A 22,561-nucleotide genomic window follows, 5' to 3' on the forward strand; every position below is an offset into this window, starting at 1 on the left:
GGGGAGAGGGTGTCTCCGCGGAGGGACAATCCCCGAGAGGAGAGAGCCCTCACCCGGCGCTCTGCCATAGCCGAGGCTTTGCCTCGGCGTCTTAGAGGACGGCCGCCAAAAGCGGCCTATGCCTCTCCCGCAAGCGGGAGAGGTTACACCGAGGACGCGGCCCGACCGATCCACCAAACTACAGATAACGCTTTAGGTCCGCCGCGGCCTCTTCCGGCGTCCGCTTCAGGTTGAACGGCGAGACGAAGCGGCCGTCGCGGTCCATCAGATAGATCAGCGCGGTGTGGTCCATGGTGTAGTCGCCGTCCTTGGTCGCGACCTTCTTGGCGTAGACCCGGTAGGACGTGATCACCTTGGCGATCTCGGCGGGATCGCCGCTGAGGCCCTCGAGATGCGGATCGAAGCTCGACAGATAGTTCTTCATCGTCGCCGGCGTGTCCCGCTCGGGGTCGACCGAGATGAAGATGGCGTTGACCTTGTCGGCGTCCTTGCCCATCGCGCGCAGCACTTCCGAGATCTCGAACAGCGAGGTCGGGCAGACGTCGGGGCAATGGGTGTAGCCGAAGAAGATCAGGGTCGGCTTGCCCTTCAGGCTCTTGTCGGTGACGGCCTTGCCGTTCTGGTCGGTGAGCTGGAACGGGCCGCCGATCGCAGCCGGTTGCGCCACCTTGCCGACCCCGCCCATGGCCCAGAACATGATCAGCAGCCCGACGATCAGGCTTGCGGCGAAGGCGGTCGCGATCACCAGCGGGCGGGTGGCGGAGCTCATGGGCGGAAGACTTCCTGTCGGGGGTCAGAAGCAGGCAATGAAGCCGGTCCTGATCATTTCGAAGAACACCTGGGTGCCATAGTGGAACCACAGCGCCAGCGCGCCGATCACGACCAGGCCGCCGACACCTGTGCCAGCCAACAGCAGCACAGACGGCGTCCGGCCGGCAGTGGGCGAATTGTCCTGTAACGGATGGGCCGGGCGCACTGGTTGAGCCATGACAACGATCGGGGCGAAAGCCCCGGTTCCCTAGCTTTGAGATAAGCTTTAGCCCGCCTGCGGGCAAGGCGCCGCTGGCGGGCTAAAGCAAACCCGTCGTGCCGAGGATGTCAGTGCAGGAGCTGGCCCCGGGCGGACTCGAGCTGGTCCGATTGCGGGAGAGACCGGCGGGTCGGTTTGATCGCCGAGGCCTGCGCGTCCATGTAGCAGGGCTTGTACATGGCCTGAAGCTGCTTGCCCCTCAGGAAAAGCATGTGCGGGGTCAGGCCCCCGCGCTGGCTGATCCAGCGCCTCACCTGCGAGGGATACATTGCGTAAAGCATCTGGGTTGCTTCGGAATTGGTGACGGCGCGGCCATTGGCGCCGAAATCCCAGGCGGCATGGAAGCCGAGCGTCGCGCTCGAGGTCACGCAGATGCGGTCGTGCGGGATGGCGCCGAGGACGATGGTGCAGGCGGAGGCGCAGAGGCCGTCGATGATGACGGTTTCGCCGGACTGCCGCAGGTCCTGGTATTTGTCGACGTAGGTTCCGATCCGGCCGCCGCGGTCATCCGCGATGCGAACCACCGCGTGAGAAGCCCCCATGCAAGCGATGAGCACAACCGCCGCCAGCAACCCCGTCAGAAACTTCATTGTCCCCCGCCCCAGTCGAATTCGAATCTGCGTGTCAGGTGGTGATGCACGGCTAGCGTCCGTCGTAACCAAGGTTTTGTCTAGGCAGGCCGGCTGACTCAAAACAAATTCAAATCCAGTGTTGCGTCCGCGCTGCACTTGGCCGGGCTCTATCCCAAAGTGGAACAAGTTAATGATGTCTTACGCGCCACACCCTTGATCTCAGTTAGAACCGCTGGCTTCAATCCGGGCAACTACAGGGGGGAACCTATGGAGGGGGACGCGCATGGCTGAAGAGACAGACGTCATCGTTGTCGGCGCCGGACTATCGGGCCTCGTGGCCGCAACCGAGATCGCGGATGCGGGCAAGCGCGTGATTGTGGTCGACCAGGAAGGCGAGCAGTCGGTCGGTGGCCAGGCGTTCTGGTCGTTCGGCGGACTATTCCTGGTCAATTCGCCCGAGCAGCGCCGGCTCGGTATCAAGGATTCCTTCGATCTCGCGATGCAGGACTGGCTCGGAACCGCCGGCTTCGACCGCGACGAGGATCACTGGCCGCGCAAATGGGCCGAGGCCTATGTGGCCTTCGCGGCCGGCGAGAAGCGCGACTGGCTGCGCGCGATGGGACATCGCATCTTCCCCGTGGTCGGCTGGGCCGAGCGCGGCGGCTATGACGCGATGGGCCACGGCAATTCGGTGCCGCGCTTCCACGTCACCTGGGGAACCGGGCCCGGCATCGTCGAGCCGTTCGAGCGCCGCGCGCGCGAGGCGATGAAGAGCGGCCGCTTGATCTTCAAATTCCGCCACCGCGTCGACGCGTTGTCCATCACCAATGGCACGGTGGACGGCGTCAGCGGCGCCGTTCTCGCGCCCGACAATGTCGAGCGCGGCAAGAGCTCCTCGCGCAATGTCGTCGGGGAGTTTGCACTGAAGGCGCAGGCCGTGATCGTCGCCTCCGGCGGCATCGGCGGCAATCACGAGCTGGTGCGGCAGAACTGGCCCAAGCGGCTCGGCGAGCCGCCAAAATTCATGATCTCGGGCGTGCCCGAACACGTCGACGGCCGCATGATCGGCATCACGGAGCAGGCGGGTGCGCGGCTGATCAACCGCGATCGCATGTGGCACTATGTCGAGGGCATCCAGAACTGGTCACCGATCTGGCCGCGCCACGGCATCCGCATCCTGCCGGGGCCCTCGTCCATGTGGTTCGACGCCACCGGCACGCGTTTGCCGGCGCCGCTGTTCCCCGGCTCCGACACGCTCGGCCAGCTCAAATACATCATGTCGACGGGCTATGATTATTCCTGGTTCATCCTGACCCAGAGCATCATCAAGAAGGAGTTCGCGCTGTCGGGCTCGGAGCAGAACCCTGACCTCACCGGCAAGAGCTGGCGCATGACGCTGCGCCGCGCCACCAACAAGGGCGCGCCGGCGCCGGTGGAAGCATTCAAAAGCCATGGTGTCGACTTCATCGTGCGCGACAAGATCGACGATCTCGTTACGGCGATGAACAAGCTTGCCGGCAGCGACCTCCTCAGGCTCGAGCACATCAAGATGCAGATCGAGGCGCGCGACCGCGAGATCGCCAATCCCTACGTCAAGGACGCGCAGGTGATGAACATCCACAATGCGCGCCGCTATATCGGCGACAAGCTGATCCGCACCGCCTCCCCGCACCGCATCCTCGATCCCGCACACGGACCGCTGATCGCGGTCAAGCTCAACATTCTCACCCGCAAGACGCTCGGCGGCTTCGAGACCGATCTCGACTCGCGCGTGTTCGGCGGCGAAGGCAGTGTCATTCCCGGCCTCTATGCGGTCGGCGAAGCCGCGGGCTTCGGCGGCGGCGGCGTGCACGGCTATCGCTCCCTCGAAGGCACTTTCCTCGGTGGCTGCCTGTTCTCGGGCCGCAATGCGGGCCGTGCGGCGGCGAAGGCGGTAGGCTAGATCGTGCGGCGGTGGATGCATATCGGGGCGCTTCTCGCGGGCTTCGCCACCGCCCCGGCTGCGTCCGCCGACACCATCGACGTCAACGGCGTGATGCGGTCCTACACCGTGCAACTGCCGGCCAAGCGACTTGTCCCGCTGGTGGTCGTGCTGCATGGCAAGACGCAGCGCGGCGCCGACATGGTCGCGCGCACGGCGTGGCCGCAGGTCGCAAAGCGCGAAGGTTTCGCGGTGGTCTTTCCGGATGGGCTCAACCATGCCTGGGCCGATGCGAGGACGAAGGCGGGACCCGCGCTCCGAGGCCCGCCCGAGGGCACCGACGACGTCGCCTTCATCGCCAAGCTCGTCGAGAGACTGGTGACGAACGGCACGGCCGACCCTGGCCGCGTCTACGTCGCCGGCATCTCCAATGGCGGCGCCATGGCGATGACGCTTGCTTGCGCCCGCGCCGATCTGTTTACGGCAGGCGCGAGCGTGATCATGAACCTCACCGATGAAGCCGCGGTCACGTGCCATCCGTCGCGGCCGCTGCCGATGCTGATCATGAACGGCACGGCCGACCCGCTGGTGCCCTACGAGGGCGGACGCGGATCGAGCTATTTTGCCGCGGACGGGTTCTGGTCGACCGAAGAGACGTTTGCCTTCTGGCGCAAGCTCAACGGCTGCGAGACCGATGATGCCAATCTGACTGAAATGCCCGACAGGGCACCCGCGGACCAGTCCACGGTCACGCGGATCTCCTCGCGCTGCCCCAGGGGGCACGACGTCGTGCTCTATCGCGTCAACCATGGCGGCCATCGCATGCCCGGCTTCGCGCCGGATGCCCGCTTCCCCAAGGTCGCAACCAGCCTGCTCGGGCCTCAGAACAGCGACATCGACGGCGCCGAGACGATCTGGACGTTCTTCAGTCAGTTTCCGTAGGGAACGCGTGCAACGCTCACGACGCATGCGCCACGGGCAACGCATGCGTGCCTGGCAACGCATGCGTGCCTGGGGTGGCTGAGCGCGAGGTGCTGGGCTAGACAGGGCCGCCATTCCACCAGGAGATCCCAAATGAGCATTCAGCGTTTTGAAACCGGCCCGCGCATGAGCCAGGTCGTCGTGCACGGCAACACCGTCTATCTCGCCGGTGTCGTCGCGAGCAAAGCCGCCGGCGAAAGCGTGACGAAGCAGACCCAGGACATCCTGGCGACGATCGACGGCCATCTCGCCAAGGCCGGCACCGACAAGTCGAAGCTGCTCTCGGCCACGATCTACATCACCGACATGAAGACGTTTGGCGAGATGAATGCGGTGTGGGACGCCTGGGTCTCCCCCGGCAATACCCCGGCCCGCGCCACCGTCGAGGCCAAGCTGGCCGCGCCGCAATACACCGTCGAGATCATGGTCACAGCCGCGAAGTAATCTTCGCGAACAATTCGCATGCGACTGAAGCGCGATGAGAACATCATCGCGCTTCATTTTTTTGCGCACGCCGATGACCTCTGAGGTAATCGATCGGCGTGCGCGAACCTTCGATAGTGACGATCAGCCGAATACGGCGTCATCGAAGGAGCACCCCATGACCGACCACGTCACCATTGCCCGCCGCTACATCGAGCTCTGGAACGAGCGCACGACAAGCCGCCGGCGCGAGCTGCTGAGCCAGAACTGGACGGCGGATGCGAGCTATGTCGATCCGCTGATGAAGGGCGACGGCCAGGACGGCATCGACGCGCTGATATCAGGCGTGCAACAGCGCTTTCCCGATTTCAAGTTCAAGCTGCTGGGCGAGCCCAACGGCTACGGCGATCATCTCCGCTTCAGCTGGGGCCTCGGCCCCGATGGCGTCGACAGCCCGATCAAGGGCACCGATTTCGCCGTGCTGAAGGACGGGCGCATCAGAAGCATCACGGGATTTCTGGACCAGGTGCCCGCGGGCGCGTGAGGGGCGAGCGTAGCCTCAAGCTCCGTCGTCGTCCCGGCGCAGGCCGGGACCCATACCGCGTGATCTCTCGGACTGCGCGTGGTGGGAGTACCGAACGACTAGTCTTCGCCAGACTACTCCCTTGGGGTTATGGGTCCCGGCCCCCCGTGCGCAATTGCGCACTAGGCCGGGACGACACCTTGGTTGGGGCGAGCTCGGCTTAAGCAATCGCTAGCCGATACGCAGCCTTCGCATTCATCCCGAACGCCTTGTCCCGCGCGCCCGGCCCGAGCTTCGCCAAACGCGCCTCCAGCGCGCCCTTGATCTCGCCATAGCTTCCCGCAAGCAGGCACACCGGCCAGTCGGAGCCGAAGATCAAACGATCCTCACCGAAACATGTCGCGGCGTGCTGGACGAACGGCAACAGCCGATCCGCGTCCCAGTCGCTCCAGACCGCTTCCGTCGCGAGCCCGGAGATCTTGCACCAGACATTGCCGCAAGCGGCGAGCGCTTTGATGCGATCAGCCCATTCGGCGCTTCCGCCGGAAGCGATCGGCGGCTTGGCGGCATGGTCGAGTACGAAGCGCGCGTTGGGAAAGGCCTGCGCGGTTGCGATCGCCGCCGGCAATTCGCGGGTGCGGACGAGGAAGTCGTAGGTGAGATCGCGGACGAACAATGCGGCAAGCCCGCGCCGGACGTCCTCGCGGAGCAGCCAATCTGGATCGGCCTCGTCGTGGACCTGGTGGCGGATGCCCACCAGCTTGTCGCCGCCCGGCGCGGCGCGCAGCCGGTCGAGCGTGTCCCCAAGCGCGCCATCGGTCAGATCGACCCAGCCGACGACGCCGACGACAGAGGGCGTCGCATGCGCGATGCGCAAGAATTCCTCGGTCTCCTCCAGCGCGGAACGGCACTGCACCACGATGCTCGCGTCGATGCCATTCGCCTTCAACAGCGGCGCGAGATCGGCGGGGCCGAAGGCACGGCGGATCGGCGCGAGTTCGGGCGCGTCCATCCAGGGATAGTCGGCGCGCGCCGGATCCCAGAAATGCTGATGGGCGTCGATCACCATGCCCTACACTCCACCCGGCAGCGGCGCCCGCGCGTCGACGAGCTTCTGCGCACGCAGCTCCTGCCAGAAGGCCGGCGGCACCGGCGCCTGCGACATCGCGATGTTGTCGGCGACCTCGCCGGCATTGCGCGCGCCCAGCACGGCGACCGTCACGGCCGGATGGGCCATGCAGAATTGAAGCGCGGCGGCCTTCAGCTCGGTGCCGTGCCTGCGGCAGAGCTCGTCGAGCTCGAGCGCCCGCGCGATCAGCGCCGCGTCGGCGTCCTGATAGTTGAACTTCGCGCCGGTGTGCGGGTTGGCCAGAATGCCGCTGTTGTAGATGCCGCCGAGCAGGATGCCGATGTTCTTTGCCTGGCAGACAGGAAACAGCGCATCCAGCGCGCCCTGATCGAGCAGCGTGTAGCGGCCGGCGAGCAGGAAGCAGTCCACCGGCACGGTTTCGGCAAAACGGACCAGCATTTCCGACTGGTTCATGCCGGCGCCGATCGCCTTGACCGTGCCCTCCGTGCGCAGGCGCTGGAGCGCGCGGAAGGCGCCGGCGACGGCGTCGTCATAATGATCGTCGGGATCATGCACGAGCAGGACATCGACGCGGTCGAGCCCGAGGCGAGCCAGACTCTCCTCCACCGAGCGCATCACGCCGTCGTAACTGAAATCGAACACCGGCCGTTCGCGCGGCGTGCTCTTGTAATGTTCGTCCTCGGCGGCAGCGCCATCGCCCGAGCGCAGCAGGCGGCCGACCTTGGTCGAGATGACGTAGGAGTCACGCGGCTGTTGCCGCAGGAATGCGCCGAGCCGCCGTTCCGCCAGGCCAAAGCCGTAGAGCGGCGCGGTGTCGTAGAAGCGGATGCCGGCCGACCAACCCCGCTCGAGCGTCGCTTGCGCATCGGCATCACTGACGGGGGTGAACAATCCGCCGAGAGGGGCGGAGCCGAGGCCGATTGAGGTGACGTCGAGAGAGCCGAGCCGCGACCGTTTCATTCCAAATTTCCTTCCGGCAGTCCAAATCATCTCTCCCGCTTGCGGAAACCGCGAGCGGGAGAGGCACGCAGGAGCAGGAGTGCGGGGCTGGCGGCGCTCCTACTTCAGCATCTGCGCAACGTTGTCCTTGGTGACGAGATCGAGGCCGGTATAGACGATCTCCGGCACCTTCTCGCCCTTCTTGATGGCGAGCAGCGTGTCCATCGCCTTCTCGCCCATCTCGAACGGTCGCTGGCCGACCAGCGCATTGGCATAGCCGTCGCGCAGCAATTCGAGCTGCATCTTCAGCGTATCGGCAACGACCAGCGTGAACTTGCCGGAATCGATGTCCTTCTTGTTCCTGCTGGCGAAAGCCTTGAAGCCTTCGGGGGCAAACATCGGCCAGCCGCCGATGGGAACGATGGCGGCAAGATCGGGCGTTGCGGTGCGCATATCCGTCATCTGCTGGACCGCGAGTGCCGGATCGTCGTTGCAGAAGGTCGGCGAGCCCGCGACCTCGGTCCATTTCGAGCCCTTCAGCGCCTCGCGGACGCCATCGACGCGCTCGGCAAGGTTCTTGGCACCGGGGCCGCCCGAGACCATCGCGTACTTTCCGCCGTCAGGCCGCATCTTCACGAGTTGCTTGCCGAGCGCGACGCCGAATTCCTTGTTGTTGGTGCCGATATAGGCGATGCGCTTGGATCCCGGTGCATCGGCATCGAAGGTGATGACGGGGATGCCCGCCGCGGTCGCCGCCTCGATCGACTTGGTCATGGCCGCGACGTCGGCGACCGAGATTGCGAGGCCGTCGACCTTCTGGGTGACGAAGTCCTGGATGATCTGCGCCTGCGTCGCCGGCTCGTGCTCGACCGGCCCTTTGTAGACGCACTCGATATTGCCGAGTTCCTTGGCGCGCTTCAGACAGCCGTCGCGCGCAAAATCGAAGAACGGATTGTTCATCGCCTTGGGCACGATCACGAAGCGATAGTTCGCAGCGAACGCCGGCGTCGCCATCAGCGCGACAGCGATGCCCGCAAGAAGAAGTTTCCTCATCGTCTCCTCCACCCTTCTTTGGCGCCTGTCCTCTCAAGTTCGTCCGGGAAGCGGACAGGCGGCATTTTCGTGGTCCTCCCGAACGACGTCACTTTCAGATCATCCGCGAGCGCACACGATCGACCAGCACGGCCAGGATGATGATCACGCCCACCAGCGTCTGCTGCCAGTAGGAGCTGACCTGTGCCAGCACGAGACCGTTGCGGATCACCTCCAGCAGCACGCAGCCGACAATGGCCCCCAGCGGCCCGCCGATGCCGCCGGCAAGGTTGGCGCCGCCGATGACGGCCGCCGCGATCACGTTGAGCTCGTAGGAGGTCGCCATGTTGGCGGGTGCCGATCCGAGCCAGCCGGAGATGATGATGCCCTGGAGGCCAGCGGCGAGCGCGCAGAGCACATAGACCTCGATCTTCACGCGCACGACCGGGATGCCGGTCAGTTCGGCCGCCTTCTCGTTGCCGCCGAGCGCGAAGACGTGGCGGCCGAACGAGGTGTGGTGCAGCACCACCGCCATCGCCAGCGCAAGGATCACGAGATAGATGAACGGTACGGGCACGCCGAGCACGTCGCCCGAGGTGAGCGCGTAGAAGTAATCGGCGTCCGGCCCGCCAGGAAAGCTGCCGCGCCCGTTGGAGACGACATAGCCGAGCCCGCGCACGATCGAGAGCATGCCGAGCGTGGTCACGAACGGCGACAGGCCCAGCACCGCGATGCAGAAGCCGTTGACGAGACCGGCGATCAGCGCGACGCCAAGGCCCGCGACGACGGAGATCAGCAGGATCAGGCCGGGGACATTGGCCAGCACCGTCTTGCCGTCGGCCGCCATGTGCACGAAGAGCGAGGCGCCGAGCCCGCCCGGCGTCGACAGCTCGGTCATGACCATCGAGGTGATCATGGCCGAGAAGCACATCATCGAGCCGACCGAGAGATCGATGCCGCCGGTGATGATCACGAAGGTGACGCCGAGGGTGGCGATGGCGATGAAGGAAAAGTTCTTCGCCACGTTCTGCATGTTGCCCTGGGTGAAGAAATACGGGCTGGCGAAATGCATGATCACCAGCAGCACGGCCAGCGCGAGCAGCACGTAGCCGGTCTGGGAGGCGAAGATGCCGCGCTGCCACCACTTGATCTTGCCGACATTCGAGAAGGTGATCGGGGATTCCAGGGGCATGGCCATCACGCCGCCTCCTTCGCGCCGGTGATGAGGGCAGTGACTTCCTCGGGGGACGTCGCCTGAATCGCCTTGTCGGCCCGCTTCTCGCCGCGGCGCATGACGATCACGCGGTCGCACACGGCGAACACGTCGGGCATGCGGTGCGAGATCAGCATCACGGCGACGCCCTGCTCCTTGAGCCGGTGGATCAGGCTCAGCACCTGCTCGACCTGGCGGACCGAGATCGCGGCGGTCGGCTCGTCCATCATCACCAGCCGCGCATTGGAGAGCCGCGTCCGCGCGATCGCGACCGCCTGGCGCTGGCCGCCCGACATCTGCTTGACGAGGTCGTCGGGGCGCGTCTCCGAGCGCAACTCGCCGAACAATTCCAGCGCGCGCGCCGCCATCGCCTTGTGGTCGAGCAAGGCGAACGGGCCGAATTTTCGCTTCAGCTCGCGGCCGAGGAAGACGTTGGCGGCCGCGGTCAGATTGTCGGCCAGCGCAAGATCCTGATAGACGACCTCGATCCCGACCGTGCGGGCATCGACGGGCCGGTTGAAATGAACCGCGCTGCCGGCAAAGCGGATCTCGCCATGGCTGGGGCGGAAATTGCCGGCGATGATCTTGACCAGCGTCGACTTGCCCGCGCCGTTGTCGCCCATCAGGCCGACCACCTCGCCGGGGAAGACCTGCATGTCGACGTCATGCAGCGCGCGGATCGCGCCGAACTCCTTACCGATGCCGGAGAGTTGGAGCACCGGTGTTGCCTCAGCACTTGTCATCAGCGGCCTTCCTCAGACATAGCGGTTGACGAGGGATTCCAGATATTCCTGCCGTCCCGAGCGTGGCTGCGGGTCGAAACCGGGGCCGAGCGCACGATCGGCGAGATCGGCGAGCGAGCGCTGGCCGCCGAGAATGGCGCGGCCCTCGGGGCCGGCCCATCCTTCGTAGCGCTTGTCGAGCGGCGCGGTGAGGGCGCCGGCACCAAGCATGTCGGCGGCGGCAAGGAAGGCGCGCGCGCAGGCATCCATCGAGCCGACATGGGCGTGGATCAGATCGTCGGGGTCGATCGACTGGCGCCGGATCTTGGCGTCGAAATTGAGCCCGCCGGACGTGAAGCCGCCGCGGTTCAGGATCTCGTGGAACACCAGCGCCAGCTCCGGCACGTTCATCGCGAACTGGTCGGTGTCCCAGCCGAGCAGATCGTCGCCGCGGTTGACGTCGAGCGAGCCGAAGACACCGAGCGCCTCGGCGAGCGCAACCTCGTGATGGAAGGAATGGCCGGCGAGGATGGCGTGGTTCTGCTCGATGTTGAGCTTGACGTCCTTGAGGAGGTCGTAGCGCGCGAGGAAGCCGTAGCAGGTGGCGACGTCGAAATCATATTGATGCTTGGTCGGCTCCTTCGGCTTCGGCTCGATCAGGATCGGGCCCTTGAAGCCGATCTTGTGCTTGTGCTCGACGACGAGCGAGACGAAGCGGCCGAGCTGGTCGAGCTCGCGCTTGAGATCGGTGTTGAGCAGCGTCTCGTAGCCCTCGCGGCCGCCCCACAGCACGTAGTTCTGGCCGCCGAGCCGGTGCGTCACCTCCAGCGCGGCGCGGACCTGGCCGGCGGCATAAGTGAAGATGTCAGGGTCCGGATTGGTCGCGGCGCCCGCCATGTAGCGGCGATGCGTGAACAGATTGGCGGTGCCCCAGAGCAGCCGGACTTTGGCCGAGGCCATCTTCGCTTCGAACAGATCGGCGATCGCGTTGAGGTTGGCGACCGACTCCGCGAGCGAAGCCCCCTCCGGCGCCGCATCGACGTCGTGGAAGGTGAAGAAGGGCACGTCCAGCAGCCGGAACAGCTCGAAAGCGACATCCGCCTTGGCCCGCGCCAGCGCCATCGCATCGGTGCCGTGATGCCAGGGTCGCAGGAACGTCTCGTCGCCGAAGGGATCGCCGCCCGGCCAGCAGAAGGAGTGCCAGTAGCAGACCGCAAAGCGCAGGTGATCCTCGAGCCGGCGGCCATGGACGAGGCGGTCCTTGTCGTACCAGCGGAAGGCGGGCGCTGGTCCGGCATCTTGGCCGGCGAAGGCGACAGGCGTGCTTTCCTCGAAGAATTTGGCTGACACGTTCACTTAAGCGGACTCCTTCAACGCGGGATAAAGCGCGCGCCAGCGGCGATAGGCCTCGTCATAGGCGGCGGTCACGGATGCGCGGGGTGCGAAACTCGCGAGCCGACGCGGGCGCGTGCAAACTTCAGCAGGATCGTCACCGGTGGCGGCAAGGCGTCCGAGCCGCGCGGCGCCGAGCGCGGCACCCACCTCGCCTTCCTCGACGCGGTGGACGGTAATGCCGAGCACGTCGGCGCAGATCTGGGCCCAGAGCGGCGAGCGCGAGCCACCGCCGACGAGATCGACTTCCACGATCGGCCCGCTCGCCGCGCTCAGTGCCGCCAGATTGTCGCGCGCGGCAAAGGCGACGCCTTCGAGCACGGCCTGCACGATCTGGCCGCGCCCGGTCGCGCCGCGCAGACCGACGAAGGCGCCGCTGGCGGCGGCGTCGTTGTGCGGCGTGCGCTCGCCGTCGAGATATGGCAGGAATCTTATCGGGCTCGGCCCATCGACGCGCTCGCCGAGCGGCGCCAGCAGCGCGGCGGCCGGCGTCTCCATCACGCTCGCGAGCCAGGCGAGCGAGGCCGCCGCCGACAGCATCACCCCCATCTGGTGCCACAGGCCGGGTAGCGCGTGGCAGAACGCATGCACGGCTGAAGCCGGCGCCGGCGCAAAGCGGTCGGTGACACGGAACATCACACCTGACGTTCCCAGTGACAAAAACGCATCGCCGGGCGCGATCGCGCCAAGCCCGATCGCGCTGGCGGCGTTATCGCCGGCGCCGCCCGCGACCACGACATCCTTTGCCATGCCCCAGCGCTGCGCGAATTCCGGCGCGAGCACCGCGCTCACCGCGCTGCCCTCGACGAGGCGCGGCATGTGGTGGAGATCGAGGCCGGTCGCATGCAGCAGCAGCGCCGACCAGCGGCGCTGGCCGACATCGAGCCACAGCGTGCCGGCCGCGTCCGACATGTCCTCGACCATCTCGCCGGTCAGCCGATAGCGGACATAAGCCTTCGGCAGCAGCACCTTTGCGACACGCGCGAAGATCTTTGGCTCATGCCGCGCGACCCAGAGCAGCTTCGGCGCGGTGAAGCCGGGCATCGCGAGATTGCCAGCGATCGTGTGCAGCGACGGACAGCGCCGCTCCAGTGCGACGCATTCGGCCTGCGAGCGGCCGTCGTTCCAGAGGATGGCGGGGCGCAGCGGCCGCCCATCCTCGCCGAGCAGCGTCGCGCCATGCATCTGGCCGGACAGTCCGATGCCGGCGACCCGCGCGACTTCGCGCGGATGGCGGGATGCGAGATCATCAACCGCACCGGTCGCCGCATCGACCCAGGTGTCGGGATCCTGCTCGGACCACAGCGGCGCCGGATGCGACAGCGCAAGCTCGCGCGCCGCCGTCGCGACAACCGCGCCGGCATCGTTCACGAGCACCGCCTTCACACCGGACGTGCCGATGTCCAATCCGAGATACACGCCGTCCTCCCTTTCGCCTGTCGTCGTGTGCGATCTTGCGTCGCCTTGCCCGCAACGGGCCGTTCGAAATCCGCTGCCGCTAAGGCAGATTGTCCCGCATCACGATGTCGATCCTGATCTTCTCTTGTTCGTGCAGGATGGGCTCGCCACGGGCGAGCGCGAGCAGCACGCGCACGGCGGCGCGCGCCTCATGTCCCGGATTCTGCGAGATCGCGGCATCCATCACGCCCTGCAACAGCAGCCGGCGCGTCAGCGCCGTGACGTCGTGCCCGACGAACACCACCTGCTTGTCGCGGCCGGCATCGCTCAACGCCTTGGCGACACCTTGTGTGCCCGCGCCGACATTATAAAGGCCGACAATGTCAGCATGCCTGCCGAGCAGCCGGGCCAGAACCTGTTCCGAACGTTCGTCCTCGTCGCGCCCTTCCAGCACCGGCAGCACGCTGAGGCCAGGGAATTCCGCCGCCATCACCTGATTGAAGCCGAAGATGCGCTCGGCATGGTCGCGCAGGCCCTGCGAGCCCGCGACGATCGCGACCTTGCCGGAGCGCTGACCGACCAGCCGCCCGACCAGCGCGCCGGCGGTGCGCCCCGCCGCGATGTTGTCGATGCCGACATAATGGTGGCGCCGCGACGACGGCACGTCCGAGACCAGCGTCACCACCTTGGTGCCGGCATCGACGAGATCGTTGATCGCGGCGCGGACGCCGGGATGATCCAGCGCCACCACGGCGACGCCGTCGTAATCGCCCGACAGCGCCTCAAGCGAGGCTGCGAGCATGGAATGATCGAACACGTCGGTTGCGACCATCTCGACACCGAGGCGGCGGGCCGAGAGCCAGGCCGACATCTCGCCGAGATAGGCCTCGATCTGCTGCATGAACGGGTTCGGCCCGAACGGCATCACGAAGGCAAAGCGGCGGGCGCGGCCGCGGGCGAGCTCTGCGGCGGCCACGTGCGGCTGGAACGCGTTGCGCTCGATCGCCGCCTTGACGCGCCGGACCGTATCGGGCCTCACGCCCGGGCGGTTGTGCAGCACACGATCCACCGTCGCGAGACTGACACCCGCCTCGCGGGCGATGTCCTTCAGCGTCAGCGCGGTGGCGGTGAGTGTATCGGCCATGGCTGAAGGCTAGCAGAGGTTTTTTGAGGTACGCAACTCATTTTGAGGGGCACGAAAGAATTTTCGGCCCCCGGTTGCACTGCGGCAGTTGGCCGGAGGGCTCAGCGGCCGCTCAGATCCAGCGTCAGAAACAGGCTGTTGCGGTCCTCGACATAGCCCTCGAACGGGCCGCAGAGGACGAAGCCATGCGCCTGGTACAGCGCGTGGGCCGGCTTGAAATAGTCCCACGAGCCGGTCTCGAGGCTGAGCCGCGTCAAACCGCGCGCGCGGGCTTCACTGATGATGTGGCGGAGCATCTCGCCGCCAAAGCCGCGCCGCCGCGTGGTCTGCAGCGTGTGCATCGACTTGACCTCGCCATGGGTGGCCGAAAGCGTCTTCAGCGCGCCGGTGGCGACCAGCGTCGCGCCGTCCCAGCCGGTCCAGAACGCGACGTCGCTGGCGCGAAGGCCGGCCAGATCGAGCGCATGCGCGCTGCCCGGCGCGGTCTGCGCCCGCGCCGCCGTGACATGATGATCGAGCAGCGCGACGACACGCGGATCGAAGGTGTCGCCGGCTCGGATCTGCATCGTCACGGCCTCGCTCCGCTGGAAAGCCGCATCTGCATGAGGACCATATCGAGCCAGCGGCCGAACTTGCAGCCGACCTCCGGCATACGGCCGACCTCGGCAAAGCCGAACGAGGCGTGCAGCGCGATCGAGGCGGAATTCGAGGACTCGATCGCGGCGACCATCGTGTGCTTGTTCAGCGCCGTGGCGCGCTCGATCAGCGCAACCATCAGGCCGCGGCCGATGCCCGCGCGATGATGCCGCTCGTCGACATAGACGGAATTCTCGACCGTGTGGCGATAGCCGGGCCAGGGACGGAAATCGCCGAAGGACGCGAAGCCGACCACATCCCTGCCCTTCATCGCGACCAGAACGGGGTAGCCGGCTTCCCGTCGCGCGCGGATCCACGCGCGCCGCGAATCGAGATCAACCGGCCGTCGGTCCAGACCGCCGTGGTGTTGATCGCGGCATGGTTGTAGATGGCCAAAATATCTTCGGCATCCTCGAGCGTTGCGTCCCGCACGATCAGCGACATCACATTTTCCCGTAAGAAGTGCCGCGCCGCGTGATGATGACGTAGCGCGCGTCCTGTCTGGTTTCGTTCTCGAAGGTCACCGCACGCATCACGTCGAAATCGAGACAGTCGCCCTCGCGCAGGCGCACCGTCTTGGCGTCGATATGCACGCAGACCGCGCCCTCAAGCATCAGGAGCTGCTGGGTGAAGGCGTTGCGGCCCCAGGGGCTGTAGGAGACGCGCGCACCGGCCGGCAGGTCGACGACGATGATCTCGATGCCGCTTGCCGCGTCCGGCGGCGAGGCATGGCGCCTGCGGTAGCCGCTGTCGGGATCACGCCAATGCGGCTGGTCCGCAAGCCGCATCAGCCGCTCGGGCGGCTTCTCGGCGAGCGCGACGACGTCGCTGAGCGTGACGTCGAGCGCCGCGCAGAGCTTGTTGAGCAGCGCCGCCGTCGCACTGCTCTGCGCCCGCTCCACCCGCCCGATCATGGCCCGGCTGACGCCGGAGCGGCCTGCAAGTTCGTTCAACGTCATGCCCGCCTGCGTCCTCAGGGTCTTCAAGCGACGACCGATCGCACGGTCGAGTTTCTGCTGGTCCATGGTCTTCATCCGAACATTGCCCGGCCACAGACCGCACCACCCATCAGGGTGAGAGGGAGCTTAGCGCGGACGGAGGCGAACGCCGTGAGCGGCAGTCTAATATATTAGAATCTTCGCAGAGCTCGTAGGGTCGGTTAGGATGCGCCCCAATCACAAATGATCCGGAGGCGACGAGATGGGCGAGCCAACGCAACGGACGATCAAGGCCAACGGTATCAGCCTCAACGTCGCCGAGCAGGGCAAGGGGCCGATGGTGCTGCTCTGCCACGGCTTTCCGGAAGGCTGGTACTCCTGGCGGCATCAGCTCGAGGCGCTGGCGGCGGCCGGCTACCACGCGGTCGCGCCCGACATGCGCGGCTACGGCAAGAGCGACCGGCCCGAGGCGATCGACCAGTACACGATCCTCCACATGGTCGGCGATCTTGTCGGCGTACTCGACGCCTTCGAGGTGAAGGACGCCGTCATCGTCGGGCATGACTGGGGCGCGACGATCGCCTGGCACACGGCGCGCCTGCGGCCCGATCGCTTCCGCGCCGCCGCGATCCTCAGCGTGCCCTATCGGCCGCGAAGCGAGGCGCGGCCGACGAGTGTCATGCCGCAGACGGCAGATGCGCAGTTCTACCAGCTGTATTTCCAGGAGCCGGGGGTCGCCGAAGCGGAGTTCGAACGGGATCCGCGCGCAACGCTCGGCGCCATGCTCTTTGGCGGTTCCGGCGAAGGGGCGGCGGCGATCCGCGCCAACGCCGAGCGCGCCGGCAGAACCGTTGGCGTCGGCATGGTCTCCCGCAAGGACGGCATGTTGCCGAAGGTGCAGGTGCCGCTGCCGTCGTGGCTGAGCGCCACCGACCTCGACTATTACAGCGCCGAATTTGCCCGCAGCGGGTTTCGCGGGCCGCTCAACTACTACCGCAACATCGACCGCAACTGGGAGCTGATGGGGGCCTTCGAGGGCGTGAAGGTGGTGGTGCCCTCGCTCTTCATCGCCGGCGACCACGACATGGTCATCGCCTTCCCCGGCGCCGCCGAGCACCTCGCCAACATGAAGCAATTCGTGCCGCAGCTGCGCGAGATCAAGATCCTGCCGGGCTGTGGACACTGGACGCAGCAGGAACGGCCGGCCGACGTGAATGCTGCGATCGTCGAATTTTTGCGGAGCCTGCCAGGTTAGCACCCTTCTCCGCTAAAGCTTCGAAGGGCATCCTGCATCGCGTTGCCGAAGAATGGAAATCCTGCGAAGCGCGTTCGCGCGAAGCAGGATGGAGCGGGCGAAGGGAATCGAACCCTCGTATGCAGCTTGGGAAGCTGCCGTTCTACCATTGAACTACGCCCGCGGATGCGCTGCTCACGCCCGTCCTGATTAGCCGAGACGGCGCGTCTCGCCAAGCGGTTTGGCGCACCTGGCCGGACGGTTGTTAACGTCCTGGCAAGATTTTGGGTGCGCCGGATTGTGGCGGTGTTATGATCTCGCGTCTGGGGGATACGTGCACTGAGTGGGGCGTGTGCATGGTGGGGCGTGGCTATACGATATTCGATACGGCCATAGGGCGCTGCGGCATCATCTGGAGCAGCACCGGCGTGGTGGCCGTGCAATTGCCGGAGGCGCGGGAGATCGACACCCGCCGCCGGATCTTCGCGGTCCATCCCGAGGCGCGCGAGCAGCAGCCTCCGCTGAATACCGAGCTTGCGATCGAGGGCATCGTGGGCCTGCTGCAGGGCAGCGATCCTGATTTTTCCGACGTCAGCCTGGATGCCGGCGGCGTGCCCGGCTTCAACCGGCGGGTCTACGAGTACACCTGCACTATCCCGCGCGGGGAGACGCGCACCTATCACGAGATCGCCAAGGCGCTGGGGGCCTCCGGCGCGGCGCATTCGGTGGCGCAGGCGGTCGCGAAGAATCCCTACATGCTGATCGTGCCCTGCCACCGGGTGCTGGAGGCCGGCAACTACACAGACCGTCTCTCGCCCTATGGCGGGGTGATCTCCAAGCGGCGGCTGCTGGCGCTCGAGGGTGCCCATCCCGTCGCCAGCAAGACGCTGTTCGAGGTGTTGCTGCCCGTTGCCCCGCCTCGGGCGCCCACCTAGATAAGGTCGCATGGATGCGACCACGCTGCTGACGACACGCTCGATCACGGTCTCCGAGTTCCGCTGCGATGCGGGGCCGGACGACACGCCGTTCGCGGAGTGCCGCACCGGGCATTCCATCGCCTATGTCCGCTCCGGCAGCTTCGGCTGCCATTGCCGCGCCGGCTTCTTCGAACTGGTGGCAGGCTCGATTCTGGTCGGCGCCCCCGGCGAGGAGTACACCTGCACGCATGAGCATGTCAGCGGCGACGTCTGCCTGGGCTTCTTCTTCAGCGAGGACCTGGTCGATGCCCTCGGGGGACGGCACGAGATCTGGAAGGTCGGCGCGACACCGCCGTTGCCCAAGCTGATGGTGCTGGGCGAGCTCGCCCAGACGGCGGCAGATGGCAACAGCGATCTGGGCCTCGACGAGATCGGCCAGATCCTCGCCGGCCGTTTCGTCGATGTCGTCTCCGGCAAGGCGCGCAAGCCGGCCACGCCCACCGCACGCGACCGCCGCCGCGCCGTCGAAGCCGCGCTGTGGATCGACGCCAACTCGCATGCCGAGGTCGACCTCGAACAGGCCGCGCGGCACGCGGGACTGAGCCCGTTCCATTTCCTGCGGCTGTTCTCGGCCGTGCTCGGCGTCACCCCGCATCAATATCTGGTGCGCTCGCGGCTGCGGCACGCCGCGCGCCTGCTCTCCGAGGACGACATCGCGGTCACCGACGTCGCCTATGACGTCGGCTTCGGCGATCTCTCCAATTTCGTCCGCACCTTCCATCGCGCCGCCGGCGTGTCGCCGACGAAGTTCCGGCAGGCGTCGAAGGGCGAGCGCAGGATCTTCGGGGAACGACTCGTCCTCAACTGAGACACACGGGCCGCTTCGCCAGTAACAGTCTGTTGACCAGACGGGTGCGATGCACTGGCACTTGCGGTACCCCGCGCGGTATTACAACCGAAGGGCGATTTGGCGCTCCTTCAAGGCGGCGAGCCGGCAAATGGACAGGACCTCGATTGACGTGATTGCGACCACGCTGATCGCGCTTGTCGTCGGCCTCGCCTTCATCGCGGGCTGTGCCGTCTATTACGGCCGCCAGATCAGCTCGCGCAGGATTCCGATGCAGTGGGACACCGACGGTCAGCCGGCCTGGTTTGCACCACGCCTCGTTGGGCTCTGGTTCAGCTTCGGCGTCACGGCGGCCCTTTCCATGTTCCTGCTCGTCCTCGCCCTTCATGCACCGCAGAAGCTCACAGCCCTGATCGTCGCGACGATCAGCGTGATTGGAACGAACATGTGGGTGCAGGTCTATCACCTGAAACGGGTGGTCCGCTGGCAGGCGGAGGCACCGGCGAACTAGCCGGGCGAGATGCGCAAGATTCTCCAAGAGCGGCTTGCCTTCAATTGACTAGGTTCGTCTCCGGCGTGCGCCACGCGCGGCGCGCTTTGCAATGGAGACGAACATGTACGACCACATCGGACTTCGCGTAGCCGATCTCGATGCCGCCACGCGCTTCTACACCGCGGTGCTGGCGCCGCTCGGCTACGTCCTGTGCTCGAGCGGCGACGGCTATGCCGGCTTCGGGCCGAAGGGCGCGCCGGCGCTGTGGCTGCACCTGAACAAGGGGCGGAAGGCCGACGGCGCGCATATCGCGTTTCGCGCCGGGAATCATGACGCGGTCAAGGCGTTCCACAGCGAGGGGCTCAAGAGCGGCGGACGCGACAATGGCGGCGCGGGCCCGCGCAAGGACTACAGCCCGACCTATTATGCGGCGTTTCTGATCGATCCGGACGGCAACAATGTCGAGGCGGTTTGCGTGTGAGCAAGCGCCCCACGCACGAGCATTCGTAGGGTGCCACGTGCGACGGTGCCGATGAATGGTAGGCACGGCGCGCGAAGAGCGCGCCTTTGCCCACCCTACGACCCCTTCAACCAAGGACACCTTCATGGCCTCCATCCACAACGACATTCCCCTCAACGCCCCTGCGCGCGAGGTCTGGGACGCGGTGCGCGATTTCGGCGCGCTGCATCAGCGGCTGGTGCCGGGCTTCGTCACGGCCTGCACGCTCGATGGCGATGCACGCATCGTCACCTTCGCCAACGGCTCCGTCGCGCGCGAGGTGCTGGTCGATTGCAATGATGCGCGGCAGCGCCTCGTCTATGCCATCAACAACGAGCGGCTGAAGCACTACAGCGCCTCGGTGCAGGTGATCGCCGAGGGCGATGCGCGGTGCCGCCTGGTCTGGATCATCGACATGCTGCCGAACGAGCTTGCGCCGTATGTCCAGGGGCAGACGAAGGAAGCCGTCGCCGCCATGCACAAGGCGTTTCCAGCCGCGGCCGCCTGACTGACCTCTGTGACTTTTCTCACAGAGCCCTCGCCTCCTCGGCCGTAACCATGGCTGCGTGCGTCCGGTTGGCTCCGCTCTTCCGGCGAAGCCACGCACGCGAGGAGCATGCCATGAGAGGTGCGGACAAGGTGATCTGCCAGGCGGCCGCCGTGCTGCTGCTGTTCTCGGTCGCGAGCACGCCGGCGGAGGCGCAGCTCGCGGGCTTCGGTGGCGGCGGAGGCGCCGGCGGCGAGGACATGATGACCCAGATGGCGCCGATGCTGGAGATGATGAAGGCGAAGATGGGCAAGCGCCGCTTCGCCATGCTGATGCAGACCATGGGCCCGATGATGAGCCGCATGATGGAGAATGGTGGTGGCGGCTTCGGCGGCATGATGGGCGGCGGTGGCCTCGGCGGCAGCAATCTCGGCGGCGGCTTTGGTGCGCCCAATTATGGCGGCTACACCCCGATGGGCGGTGGCGGCTACATGCCAACGGGCATGGGCGGCGGCGACATCATGGGCATGCTCGGCGGCACCAGTGGCGGCGACATGATGGCGATGATCCCGCAGCTGATGCGGCTCGCCAATGTCGGCGGTGGTGGCGGCCATCGCCGCCACAGGCATCGCTAGTCCGCGACGCCTGAGAGAGCCGGCCTGATCGCGGGCTTGCTCTTGCGCGGTCCCCAGCGCGTCAGCACCACGCTGGAGCACGACAGCAGGCCGAGCACGACCATCGAGCTCGCGGCCAGCCAGAAGAAGCTCTGCGCGGTCACCTCATGTGTCGACAGCCACCAGCCGGTCGCCGAGATGTAGATCAGCCGCGCGGTCTGCGCCAGCACCGGGCCGATCACCTTGGCCGCGCCTTGCGAGGAGAAATACATCGTCGAGGCAAGGCCGATGAAGGCGTAGAACGGCGCCACCGTCGACAGATATTGGTGACTGGCCGCGCGGACGGTCGCGCTGTCGGTGAAGATGTTGACCCAGAGATCGGGGAAGAGCGCGACCAGGCACGCCGGCGCACCGACGGCGACGAAGGCGCTCGCACCCGCGATCCAGGCAATGCGCCGGGCGCGCGCGATGCGGCCGGCGCCGACGGCCATGCCGACCATCGGCACCGAGGCGATGCCGAACGAGAACGCGATCGAGGTCAGCAGGAATTCGAGCCGCGCACCGATGCCGTAGCCGGCGAGGATCGCGGTACCGAACTTCGCCAGCATGTGGGTGAAGATCGAGATCGTCAGCACCGATTGCAGCGGCGAGAAGCAGGCGATGGCGCCGACCTTCAGGATGTCGAAGAACATCGCCCATTGGATGCGCAGGCCGCGCAGCTTCGGGACGACGCGCGCGCGGCCTGAGAACAGGTACCAGCCCATGACGCCGATGTTCATGCAATAGGCGATCAGCGCGCCGGCCGCGACGCCGCGCATGCCGAACTGCGGTACCGGTCCGAGCCCGAGACCCAGCGTGCCGCCGAGCACGATCTGCCAGGCCGCGGAGTTGAGGATCAGGAACGAGGGCAGCCTCATATTGCCTGTGCCGCGCAGCACGCCCGCCATGGTGTTGAGCAGCCAGGGCAGCACGGCGCCGCCGAAAAACACCTGCGTGTAGGCGATCGCGTGCGTCAGCACATCGCCGCGGCCGCCGAGCATCTCGAGCACCTTGGGCCCGAAGATCAGCATGCCCAGCATGAAGACGAGACCGAACGTGACGCCGATCAGCAGCGCATGCGCGGCGAGCGTGCCGGCGCGCTCGCGATCGCCGGCGCCGAGCGCGCGTGCGATGGCGGAGGCCACCGCACCGCCCATCGCGCCGCCCGACATCGTCATGGTCAGGATCACGGTCGGAAACACCAGCGCCATCGCGGCCAGCGCCTCGACGCCGAGCCGGCCGATATAGGAGGTCTCCGCGATCACCGTGCAGGTGCCGGCCGAGAGCGCGATCACGTTCGGCCAGGCAAGCCCGAGCAGCGTGCGCAGGATCGGTCCGTCCATCAGCGCGCTCCTCACCGGCCGCGGAGGCGGCGGCAGCGGGCGCTCTTGTTCATCGACCGGGATTTCGGCGATGTCGGACATGTCCTCTCCCGGGCACGAGCGCCATTTGCGGCGCGGCAATGACTAGATGTGCC

Annotated in this window: 25 protein-coding genes, 1 tRNA gene and 1 pseudogene; 11 read left to right on the forward strand and 16 right to left on the reverse strand. The window is 66.5% G+C overall.

The window, feature by feature from the left end; genetic code table 11:
- Positions 1-178: 178 nt before the first annotated feature.
- From WN73_RS35975 to WN73_RS35985, 3 genes are all read right to left on the reverse strand, one after another.
- Positions 179-769 carry an SCO family protein gene (locus tag WN73_RS35975; RefSeq protein WP_028172802.1) on the reverse strand — a complete coding sequence of 197 codons (591 nt, stop codon included), beginning with the start codon at positions 767-769 and terminating at the stop codon, positions 179-181.
- A 24-nt stretch (positions 770-793) separates the two neighbouring features.
- Positions 794-988 (reverse strand): hypothetical protein, encoded by a 195-nt coding sequence (locus WN73_RS35980; protein ID WP_060909380.1) that lies wholly within the window; start codon positions 986-988, stop codon positions 794-796.
- A 110-nt stretch (positions 989-1,098) separates the two neighbouring features.
- The gene (locus tag WN73_RS35985) at positions 1,099-1,620 is read right to left on the reverse strand and encodes a hypothetical protein (protein ID WP_028172800.1); all 522 of its coding nucleotides are present in this window, start codon (positions 1,618-1,620) and stop codon (positions 1,099-1,101) included.
- A 265-nt stretch (positions 1,621-1,885) separates the two neighbouring features.
- On the opposite strand from WN73_RS35985, the gene WN73_RS35990 reads away from it, so the two are divergent.
- From WN73_RS35990 to WN73_RS36005, 4 genes are all read left to right on the forward strand, one after another.
- A complete protein-coding gene (locus tag WN73_RS35990) occupies positions 1,886-3,544 on the forward strand; it encodes an FAD-binding dehydrogenase (RefSeq protein WP_271556970.1) in 1,659 nt (552 codons plus the stop codon).
- A 3-nt stretch (positions 3,545-3,547) separates the two neighbouring features.
- The gene (locus tag WN73_RS35995) at positions 3,548-4,465 is read left to right on the forward strand and encodes an alpha/beta hydrolase family esterase (RefSeq protein WP_271556972.1); all 918 of its coding nucleotides are present in this window, start codon (positions 3,548-3,550) and stop codon (positions 4,463-4,465) included.
- Between the two features lie 132 nt (positions 4,466-4,597).
- Positions 4,598-4,948, forward strand: coding sequence for a RidA family protein (locus WN73_RS36000; RefSeq protein WP_011083946.1), 351 nt, complete (start codon positions 4,598-4,600; stop codon positions 4,946-4,948).
- Positions 4,949-5,105: 157 nt separating this feature from the next.
- On the forward strand, positions 5,106-5,471 hold the full coding sequence (locus WN73_RS36005) for a nuclear transport factor 2 family protein (RefSeq protein ID WP_271556975.1): 366 nt from the start codon (positions 5,106-5,108) through the stop codon (positions 5,469-5,471).
- A 199-nt stretch (positions 5,472-5,670) separates the two neighbouring features.
- On the opposite strand, the gene WN73_RS36010 is transcribed toward WN73_RS36005, so the two are convergent.
- The 11 genes and pseudogenes from WN73_RS36010 to WN73_RS36060 all read right to left on the reverse strand — a co-directional run bounded on the left by WN73_RS36010 (position 5,671) and on the right by WN73_RS36060 (position 16,041).
- The gene (locus WN73_RS36010; RefSeq protein ID WP_271556977.1) at positions 5,671-6,519 is read right to left on the reverse strand and encodes an amidohydrolase family protein; all 849 of its coding nucleotides are present in this window, start codon (positions 6,517-6,519) and stop codon (positions 5,671-5,673) included.
- 3 nt (positions 6,520-6,522) lie between these two features.
- On the reverse strand, positions 6,523-7,500 hold the full coding sequence (locus WN73_RS36015; RefSeq protein ID WP_271556980.1) for an aldo/keto reductase: 978 nt from the start codon (positions 7,498-7,500) through the stop codon (positions 6,523-6,525).
- Positions 7,501-7,599: 99 nt separating this feature from the next.
- Positions 7,600-8,532, reverse strand: a complete 933-nt coding sequence (locus WN73_RS36020; protein ID WP_028172796.1) for a sugar-binding protein — start codon at positions 8,530-8,532, stop codon at positions 7,600-7,602.
- A 94-nt stretch (positions 8,533-8,626) separates the two neighbouring features.
- Positions 8,627-9,709 (reverse strand): ABC transporter permease, encoded by a 1,083-nt coding sequence (locus tag WN73_RS36025; RefSeq protein ID WP_038965265.1) that lies wholly within the window; start codon positions 9,707-9,709, stop codon positions 8,627-8,629.
- Positions 9,709-10,467 (reverse strand): ATP-binding cassette domain-containing protein, encoded by a 759-nt coding sequence (locus tag WN73_RS36030; RefSeq protein ID WP_011083940.1) that lies wholly within the window; start codon positions 10,465-10,467, stop codon positions 9,709-9,711. Before WN73_RS36030 ends, WN73_RS36025 begins: the two co-directional genes overlap by 1 nt.
- 12 nt (positions 10,468-10,479) lie before the next feature.
- On the reverse strand, positions 10,480-11,802 hold the full coding sequence (xylA, locus tag WN73_RS36035) for a xylose isomerase (protein ID WP_271556984.1): 1,323 nt from the start codon (positions 11,800-11,802) through the stop codon (positions 10,480-10,482).
- Positions 11,803-13,257 (reverse strand): xylulokinase, encoded by a 1,455-nt coding sequence (gene xylB, locus WN73_RS36040; protein WP_271556986.1) that lies wholly within the window; start codon positions 13,255-13,257, stop codon positions 11,803-11,805. It abuts the gene before it with no gap.
- Positions 13,258-13,336: 79 nt separating this feature from the next.
- The gene (locus WN73_RS36045; protein WP_271556988.1) at positions 13,337-14,380 is read right to left on the reverse strand and encodes a LacI family DNA-binding transcriptional regulator; all 1,044 of its coding nucleotides are present in this window, start codon (positions 14,378-14,380) and stop codon (positions 13,337-13,339) included.
- Between the two features lie 101 nt (positions 14,381-14,481).
- Positions 14,482-14,946, reverse strand: a complete 465-nt coding sequence (locus WN73_RS36050) for a GNAT family N-acetyltransferase (protein WP_271557211.1) — start codon at positions 14,944-14,946, stop codon at positions 14,482-14,484.
- A gap of 2 nt (positions 14,947-14,948) precedes the next feature.
- Positions 14,949-15,460: pseudogene (locus WN73_RS36055) on the reverse strand (GNAT family N-acetyltransferase).
- Positions 15,460-16,041 carry a helix-turn-helix domain-containing protein gene (locus WN73_RS36060; protein WP_028172789.1) on the reverse strand — a complete coding sequence of 194 codons (582 nt, stop codon included), beginning with the start codon at positions 16,039-16,041 and terminating at the stop codon, positions 15,460-15,462. Before WN73_RS36060 ends, WN73_RS36055 begins: the two are co-directional and overlap by 1 nt.
- A 175-nt stretch (positions 16,042-16,216) precedes the next feature.
- Here WN73_RS36060 and WN73_RS36065 point away from each other — a divergent pair, with 175 nt between their 5' ends.
- Positions 16,217-17,209: an alpha/beta fold hydrolase gene (locus WN73_RS36065; protein WP_028172788.1), complete on the forward strand. Its 993-nt coding sequence runs from the start codon at positions 16,217-16,219 to the stop codon at positions 17,207-17,209.
- Positions 17,210-17,298: 89 nt separating this feature from the next.
- On the opposite strand, the gene WN73_RS36070 is transcribed toward WN73_RS36065, so the two are convergent.
- Positions 17,299-17,372, reverse strand: a tRNA-Gly gene (locus tag WN73_RS36070).
- A 172-nt stretch (positions 17,373-17,544) separates the two neighbouring features.
- Here WN73_RS36070 and WN73_RS36075 point away from each other — a divergent pair.
- The 6 genes from WN73_RS36075 (at position 17,545) to WN73_RS36100 (ending at position 21,066) form a co-directional block, all read left to right on the forward strand.
- Positions 17,545-18,123: a methylated-DNA--[protein]-cysteine S-methyltransferase gene (locus WN73_RS36075; RefSeq protein ID WP_028172752.1), complete on the forward strand. Its 579-nt coding sequence runs from the start codon at positions 17,545-17,547 to the stop codon at positions 18,121-18,123.
- Between the two features lie 10 nt (positions 18,124-18,133).
- Complete coding sequence (locus WN73_RS36080) at positions 18,134-18,973, forward strand: helix-turn-helix transcriptional regulator (protein WP_028172751.1); 840 nt, start codon at positions 18,134-18,136, stop codon at positions 18,971-18,973.
- 130 nt (positions 18,974-19,103) lie between these two features.
- A complete protein-coding gene (locus tag WN73_RS36085; RefSeq protein ID WP_039186574.1) occupies positions 19,104-19,463 on the forward strand; it encodes a hypothetical protein in 360 nt (119 codons plus the stop codon).
- 103 nt (positions 19,464-19,566) lie between these two features.
- Positions 19,567-19,926, forward strand: a complete 360-nt coding sequence (locus WN73_RS36090; protein ID WP_028172750.1) for a VOC family protein — start codon at positions 19,567-19,569, stop codon at positions 19,924-19,926.
- A 124-nt stretch (positions 19,927-20,050) separates the two neighbouring features.
- Positions 20,051-20,452, forward strand: a complete 402-nt coding sequence (locus WN73_RS36095) for an SRPBCC family protein (protein WP_028172749.1) — start codon at positions 20,051-20,053, stop codon at positions 20,450-20,452.
- Between the two features lie 113 nt (positions 20,453-20,565).
- A complete protein-coding gene (locus WN73_RS36100) occupies positions 20,566-21,066 on the forward strand; it encodes a hypothetical protein (protein WP_028172748.1) in 501 nt (166 codons plus the stop codon).
- On the opposite strand, the gene WN73_RS36105 is transcribed toward WN73_RS36100, so the two are convergent.
- Entirely contained in the window at positions 21,063-22,508 is a 1,446-nt protein-coding gene (locus WN73_RS36105) for an MATE family efflux transporter (RefSeq protein ID WP_028172747.1), read from the reverse strand. The genes WN73_RS36100 and WN73_RS36105 overlap by 4 nt on opposite strands.
- Positions 22,509-22,561: the final 53 nt, after the last annotated feature.

The sequence above is a fragment of the Bradyrhizobium sp. CCBAU 45394 genome (assembly GCF_028128655.1).
Classification (GTDB): domain Bacteria; phylum Pseudomonadota; class Alphaproteobacteria; order Rhizobiales; family Xanthobacteraceae; genus Bradyrhizobium; species Bradyrhizobium diazoefficiens.